Origin of the sequence: uncultured Nevskia sp., assembly GCF_903885465.1 — a bacterium.
In the GTDB taxonomy this organism is placed as follows: domain Bacteria; phylum Pseudomonadota; class Gammaproteobacteria; order Nevskiales; family Nevskiaceae; genus Nevskia.
The window spans coordinates 1-6932 of sequence record NZ_CAISIQ010000478.1 but is presented as its reverse complement, the minus strand read 5'-3'; the positions used below and the strand labels follow the sequence as shown (position 1 = coordinate 6932).

Below are 6932 nucleotides of genomic sequence, written 5' to 3'. Positions count from 1 at the left end.
CAGCAGCACGTAATGGGCGATGCCATGCCAGGTCGGCACCTGCAATGGCCGCCACAGGCCGAACACCGGCGCGGCCCATTCGGAGACCGCGAACACGATCAGCGCAAGCAGGCCGGCTACCGCTGGCGAGCCGCGCGCGATCAGCAATATCCAGAACAGCGGAATCACCCACATGCCGGCCATGTAGACCGGTACCGTGCCGATGCGCGGCGCGCCGTGATCCGGAAACGTCAGGATGCCGATCAGCTGCGACAGCACCCAGTCCGGCACCACTTGGCAGATCGACAGCGGCAGCAGAAACCACCACAGATCGAACCAGTGACCGTGGCCGCTGCTACGCGCGATCAGCGGCAGCAGCAGGTTGAAAGCCACCACCAGCGCGACCACCGCCAGCCCGAGCATCGGTGCCTGCAGGTAGCGGAAGCTGGCCCAGCCGGCCGCGACGAGCAGGCCGTTGAGGATCAGGGCGTCGCGGACTTCACGCATCGGGCAGCGGGATCAGTCGATCAGGCGGCGAGCAGCTTCTCGATGTCCTTGGCGATCGACGCCGGCGTGTCGATCGAGCCGTAGCGCTTCAGCACCTCGCCGTTCTTGGCGACCAGGAACTTGGTGAAATTCCACTTGATCGCTTCCGAACCGAGGATGCCCTTCTCCTCGCTCTTCAGAAACTTGTACAACGGGTGCGCGTCGTCGCCATTGACCTTGATCTTGGCGAACATCGGGAAGCTGACGTCATAGGTCAGCGAGCAGAACTGCTGGATTTCCTTCTCGTCGCCCGGCTCCTGATGGCCGAACTGATCGCAGGGGAAGCCTAGGATCTCGACACCCTTGTCATGCAGCTCCCGATACGCCGCTTCCAGGCCCTTGTACTGCGGCGTGAAACCGCACTTCGAGGCAACGTTGACGATCAGCAGGACCTTGCCCTTGTAGGCGTCGAGCTTGACCGTCTTGCCGTCGATGGTGGTGGCGCTGAAATCGTAGATCGTGGACATGAGGTTCTCCGAAACAGATGGTTTAACGAAAGCGGGCCGACGTTTGTCGGCCCGCCCAATTCAGCAGAATGCAGCAGTGCAGCGGCTCAGAAATTCGCCGCATCCAGCGCCATCAACTCGCTGGCTGGCTGGCGCACGTTGGCGCACAGGCTCATCACCTGCGGCAGCATGCGAGCGGCGAAGAACTGCGCGGTGTTGAGCTTCTGGGCCTTGAAGATCTCGTCGCTGGAGTTGATCGCTGCCTTGGCCATGCGCAGCCAGTTGTAGCCGAGGTAGGTCAGGGAGAACGCGCGCTGGAAATCGACGGCGCCGAAGCCGGCATCGTTCGGGTTGGTCTTGAACGATTCCTGCAGCCAGGCGGTGGTCTTTTCCAGTTCGTCGACGGCTTCGCGCAGCGGCTTGGCGATGAAGCCGAGCGGCGCGTCGCCGGTCGATTCCGAACGCACCTTGGCGAAGAAGCGCGCCGGCAGGCGGCCGTTGTCGATCATCAGCTTGCGGCGCACCAGATCCATCGCCTGGATGCCGTTGGTGCCTTCGTAGAGGCAGAGGATCTTGGCGTCGCGCATGATCTGCTCGACACCGTGCTCGCGGATGAAGCCGTGGCCGCCGTAGACCTGGATCGCCAGGCTGCCGAGATCGACGGCCGAATCGGTGCAGAAGCTCTTGACCAGCGGCGTGTTCAGCTCGACCCAGTCGTTGGCTTCCTCGCGAACCGCCGGGTCCGGATGGTGATGGGCGATATCGACATACATGCCGGTCTCGTAGGCCAGCACGCGGGCGCCTTCGGTGGTGGCGCGCATGGTCAGCAGCATGCGGCGCACGTCCGGGTGATCGATGATCGTGGCGCCGCCGTTGAAGGCCTTGCCCTGCTTGCGATCCTTGGCGTAGGCGATGGCGTTCTGGGTGGCCAGTTCGCACAAGCCCAGGCCCTGCATGCCGACCAGGATGCGCGCCAGGTTCATCATCACGAACATGTTCTGGATGCCGGTGTTCGGCGCGCCGACCAGCCAGCCCTTGGCGCCCTCGAACTGCAGCGCGCAGGTGCAGGAACCGTGGATGCCCATCTTGTGCTCGATGGACGTGCAGGTGACCTTGTTGCGCGCGCCGATGCTGCCGTCGGCATTGACCAGGAACTTCGGCACCGCGAAGGTCGTCAGGCCCTTCACACCCGCCGGGCCGCCTTCGATGCGGGCCAGCACGAAGTGGACGATGTTCTCCACCATCGTGTGCTCGCCGGAGGTGATGAAGATCTTGCCGCCGTCGAGCGAGTAGCTGCCGTCGTCGTTCGGGATCGCCTTGGTCTTGATCGCGCCGAGGTCGGTGCCGGCCTGCGGTTCGGTGATGCACATGGTGCCGGTCCACTCGCCGGTGGCGAGCTTCGGCAGGTAGGTCTGCTTGACCTCATCGGAACCGGCCGCGAGGATGCCCTCGAAGCAGCCGACGGTCAGGCCCGGATAGAGCGCGAAGGCGACATCCGCCGAGCAGAGCATCTCGTCGATGACCTTGCCCAGCGTGTACGGCAGGCCGGCGCCGCCCCATTCAGCGGGGTTGGAAATGCCCACCCAGCCGGCTTCCTGGTACTGCTTGTAGGCTTCCTTGAAGCCCTTCGGCACCGTCACGTCGCCATTGCTGAGCTTGCAGCCTTCGGCGTCCCCGGGCGCGTTCAGCGGCGCCACCTGATTCTGGATGAGCTTGGCGGCTTCCTCGATTAGACCGTTCAGCGTGTCCGGCGTGGCATCGGCCATCACCGGCATTTCGGTCAGGGAACCGACGTTCAGCACGTCGTTGAGGACAAACTGGATTTCGCGCACGGGCGCAGCGTAGGTCGCCATGATCGAGCAACTCCGTTAGAAGGTGAAGGGTTTATCGAAGCCACCTCGACTGCGAACAATCAGGCAGAAGTGGCGTGGATAAACACTCGTTCGATAGTCAAAAGATTAGCACGGGCCATGTCATTCCCGCGCCGCCAGCGGGTCACCCCGTGACATCCTGGGGACAGTCCGGGTGACCCGCTGCCGGCCGATCAGCTCAGAGCGGCGCTTTCGCGGACGCTTCGCCCGGTTCCGGATAGGTGACGAAGCGCGTCTCGAAGCCGGCCTTCTGGCCGGCAGCACTGATGTCGGCGCGATGGCTGTCCGGGCCGAGATAAATCAGCACCAGCGTCTTCAGATCATCGGCCTGGTGAGCGACGAGCGCCGCCAGCAGCGTGCGGCGATTGCGCTCCGGGTCCGGGCCGGCGATGCCGAGATAGTCGTGCTCCTGAGCGGCCTGCATCAGCTTGACGCCGAGTTCGTGGACGTCGACCGCTTCCGGCACCTCGTCGACCATCGGGAAGAAATAGAAGCTTTCGGTTTCTGCCGGTACCTGGGTGCCGGCCAGGCGCATCGCGATATCGAGATTGAATGTGGTGTTGATCGGCTCGCCGGCGGCCGCTTCGGCTGGGGCGGCGGCCGTTGGAACAACAGCAGCAAGCTGCTGTTCGGCCGGGTTCGGTGCCTTGTAGGCAACGGCTAGCCCGGCAGCGATGCCCGCACAGATCAGCACGGCGGTGATCAGATCGCGGCGCGGCGCGGGGTTTTCGGCGGAGGCGGAAGCGGTCATCGATGCGGCTCAAACGAAGATGGACAGGGCCGCGAGCCTAGCATCGTCGCCGGCATGGTCGCCCGCACAGCCGACACCGGGCTCATGCACTTTCGGCCCGCGCCCGAGCCCCAAACCGTCATCAAGTGCTGCAGAGGGCCTGTGGCATAATCCAGCCCCTTTTCGCATCACACAAGGTTTCCGCCGTGCTGGAATTGCTCGATCTGCTGATCCCGGTTGCCCACGCCCAGTCCACCGGCGCGCCGAAGGCTCCTGGCCTGTTGGAAGCGACGTGGCCGCTGCTGGTGCTGCTGCCACTGTTCTATTTCATGTTGATCCGGCCGCAGATGAAGCGCTCGAAGGAAGCGCGGGAAATGCTCGGCCAGCTCGCCAAGGGCGATGAAGCGGTGTCGAGCGGTGGTCTCGCCGGCCGCATCACCGTGATCGGCGAGAACTACGTGACCCTGGAGATCGCCGACAAGGTCGAGGTCAAGATCCAGAAGTCCGCGATCACCAGCATCCTGCCCAAGGGCACGCTGAAGAACCTCTGACGCTGTAGCACCCGCCGCGTCGTCGCCGGGTTCGTACCGGAGCGTCACGGCGGATTGAACTGAATCCGCAGAACCCGGCGCCAAGCCGGACCTCACGCCGCCCGACGAACGCCGCCATGCATCAGTACCCCTTCTGGAAGCCCGTGACGCTGATCGTCGTCACGCTGCTCGGCCTGCTCTACGCGTTGCCGAACGTCTATGGCGAAGATCCCGCCGTGCAGATCAGCACCAGCTCCGGTGATCCGGTGCCTGCCGATTTCGGTGACCGCATCGCCAAGGTGCTGGAAGCCGAGAAGATCGAGGACCGCGGCTCGCGGCTTGAAGGCACGCAATGGGTGGTCCGTTTCGCCAGCCCGGAACTGCAGCTTCGCGCGGTCGACGCGATCAAGCGTGATCTCGAAGGCCAGGGCTATGTATCGGCGCTGAATCTGGCCTCGAAGACGCCGAAGTGGCTGTCGGCACTCGGCGGCAAGCCGATGGCGCTCGGTCTCGATCTGCGCGGCGGTGTGCACTTCCTGCTCCAGGTCGCCGTCGAGGACGTCAAGAAGGCCGCCGTCGAACGCCTGATCAACGATGTGCCGAAATTCCTGCGCGACAAGGACATCCGCTATTCCGGCCGCCGCAAGGCCGGCGAAGCGATCGTCATCGAATTCGCCGACGCCGATCGCCTGGAAAAGGCCCGCACCGCGATTGCTCGCGAGTACCGCGAACTGACCCTGGCGACGCCGCCGGATGCCACCGTGCCGTCGCTGTCGGTGAGCCTCTCGGAAGTCGAAGCCAAGCGCCTGATCGACGATGCGGTGCAGAAGAACCTGATCACCCTGCGCAATCGCGTCAATCAATTCGGCGTCGCCGAGCCGATCGTCCAGCGTCAGGGCGCCGATCGCATCGTCGTCCAGCTGCCCGGCGTGCAGGACCCGACCCGGGTCAAGGAACTGCTCGGCGCGACCGCCACCCTGGAATACCGCGCCGTCGACGAAAACGCCGATGCCGCCAGTGCCGCCGCCAGCGGCGTGATTCCGGCTGGCGATGAATTGTTCTACCAGCGCGGCTCGCATCGTCCGTACCTGCTGAAGCGCGAAACCATCGCCAGCGGTGCCGAGCTGACCAGCGCCACGCCGACCATCGACCACGAATCCGGCACCCCGGCGGTCAGCGTCAAGCTCGACGGCAACGGCGCCAAGAAGATGCTCGATTTCACCTCGAAGAACGTCGGCAAGCTGATGGCCGTCGTCTACAAGGAAACCGAGATCAAGACCACCTACAACACCCGCGGCGAAGCGATTCGCGAACGCCGCGACGTGCAGGAAGTGATCTCGGCGGCCACCGTTCGCGGCGTCTTCGGCGCCCAGTTCCAGACCACCGGCCTGTCGAGCCGCGAAGCCCGCGACCTGGCCGACCTGCTGAAAGCCGGCGCGCTGGTCGCCCCGATCGAGATCATCGAGGAACGCACCATCGGCCCGAGCCTCGGCGCCGACAACATCCGTCGCGGCATGTCCGCCGCGCTGCTCGGCCTCGGCCTGGTGATGGTGTTCATGGTCGTCTACTACCGCGTGTTCGGCCTGTTCGCGATTGCGGCACTGACGGTCAACCTGCTGCTGCTGACCGCCGTGCTGTCGCTGTTCCAGGCGACGCTGACCATGCCCGGCATCGCCGGCATCGTGCTGCATATGGGTATCGCGGTCGATGCCAACGTGCTGATCTATGAACGCATCCGTGAAGAACTCAGGGCTGGCCTGAAGCCGCATCAAGCGATCGACGCCGGCTACGACCGCGCCTTCCTGACCATCGCCGATGCCAACGTCACCGTGCTGATCGGCACCCTGATCCTGTTCTTCCTCGGTGCCGGTGCCCTGAAGGGCTTCGCGATCACTCTGGCGATCGGTATCGTCACCTCGCAGTTCACCGCGATCGTCGGTTCGCGCACGCTCGCCCACTGGGTGTTCGGCAAGCGCCAGAACCTCAAAGATCTGCCGATCTGGTAAGGCACAGGACTAGAACCGATGAGAATTTTTTCCAACGTCCCGAAGTTCGACTTCATGCGCCAGCGCAAGGTCGGCCTTGCGTTGTCGGCCTTGCTGACCACCGCATCGATCCTGCTGGTAATTTTCCGCGGCCTGAACTTCGGCATCGACTTCACCGGCGGCGTGCTGGTCGAAGTGCAGTTCCCGCAGTCCGTGCAGCTGGAAAAGGTCCGCGAGGATCTTGGCAAGGGCGGCTACGAGCACGGCATCGTCCAGTACTTCGGTGGCTCGTCGACGGTGCTGATCCGCCTGCCGCCGAACCAGGAAACCTCGGCCAATCTGAGCACCAAGGTGCTCGCCGCGGTCGGCGCCGGTGCCGAAGGCGTGCAGATGCGCAGAGTCGAATTCGTCGGCCCGCAGGTCGGCGAAGAGCTGAGCGAAAAAGGTTCGATCGCGATGATCGTCGCTTTCGGCCTGATCGCCGCGTTCATCGCTTTCCGCTTCGAATGGAAGTTCGCGATCGGCGCCATCGCCGCCCTGATCCACGACGCGGTGATGGTGCTCGGCTTCCTGTCGCTGACCTGGGTCGAGTTCGATCTGACGACGCTCGCCGCGATCCTGGCGCTGATCGGCTACTCGAACAACGAAACCATCGTCATTTTCGACCGCGTGCGCGAAAACCTGATTCGCACCCGCAAGGCGACGGTGTTCGAGGTGGTCAACCTGTCGGTCAACCAGACTTTGCTGCGCTCGATCATCACCCACGTCACCACCCTGCTGGTCTGCGTCGCGCTGTTCACGCTCGGCGGCTCGACGGTGCACAGCTTCTCGGTGTCGATGATCGT

Annotated in this window: 6 protein-coding genes and 1 pseudogene; 3 read left to right on the top strand and 4 right to left on the bottom strand. The window is 64.1% G+C overall.

All coding sequences use genetic code 11. The annotated features are described in order from the left end of the window. From QZY06_RS18720 to QZY06_RS18705, 4 genes and pseudogenes are all read right to left on the bottom strand, one after another. Positions 1 to 486, bottom strand: a pseudogene (locus QZY06_RS18720) (hypothetical protein); the annotation flags it as partial. A gap of 20 nt (positions 487 to 506) precedes the next feature. Next, the gene (locus QZY06_RS18715) at positions 507 to 992 is read right to left on the bottom strand and encodes a glutathione peroxidase (RefSeq protein ID WP_295686945.1); all 486 of its coding nucleotides are present in this window, start codon (positions 990 to 992) and stop codon (positions 507 to 509) included. A gap of 86 nt (positions 993 to 1078) precedes the next feature. Further along, positions 1079 to 2824 (bottom strand): acyl-CoA dehydrogenase family protein, encoded by a 1746-nt coding sequence (locus tag QZY06_RS18710; protein ID WP_295686944.1) that lies wholly within the window; start codon positions 2822 to 2824, stop codon positions 1079 to 1081. A gap of 196 nt (positions 2825 to 3020) precedes the next feature. Further along, positions 3021 to 3593 (bottom strand): hypothetical protein, encoded by a 573-nt coding sequence (locus QZY06_RS18705; RefSeq protein ID WP_295686943.1) that lies wholly within the window; start codon positions 3591 to 3593, stop codon positions 3021 to 3023. A 188-nt stretch (positions 3594 to 3781) separates the two neighbouring features. On the opposite strand from QZY06_RS18705, the gene yajC reads away from it, so the two are divergent. From yajC to secF, 3 genes are all read left to right on the top strand, one after another. Next, entirely contained in the window at positions 3782 to 4123 is a 342-nt protein-coding gene (yajC, locus tag QZY06_RS18700; RefSeq protein ID WP_366523696.1) for a preprotein translocase subunit YajC, read from the top strand. A gap of 116 nt (positions 4124 to 4239) precedes the next feature. Further along, a complete protein-coding gene (secD, locus tag QZY06_RS18695) occupies positions 4240 to 6108 on the top strand; it encodes a protein translocase subunit SecD (protein ID WP_295686940.1) in 1869 nt (622 codons plus the stop codon). A gap of 18 nt (positions 6109 to 6126) precedes the next feature. Further along, positions 6127 to 6932 (top strand): protein translocase subunit SecF (secF, locus tag QZY06_RS18690; RefSeq protein ID WP_295686937.1); only part of this gene is annotated, 806 nt, incomplete at its 3' end.

Coding starts and splice junctions, on each gene's coding strand:
- QZY06_RS18715 (WP_295686945.1), bottom strand. CDS start 992: ATGTCCACGATCTACGATTTCAGCGCCACCACCATCGACGGCAAGACG.
- QZY06_RS18710 (WP_295686944.1), bottom strand. CDS start 2,824: ATGGCGACCTACGCTGCGCCCGTGCGCGAAATCCAGTTTGTCCTCAAC.
- QZY06_RS18705 (WP_295686943.1), bottom strand. CDS start 3,593: ATGACCGCTTCCGCCTCCGCCGAAAACCCCGCGCCGCGCCGCGATCTG.
- secD (WP_295686940.1), top strand. CDS start 4,240: ATGCATCAGTACCCCTTCTGGAAGCCCGTGACGCTGATCGTCGTCACG.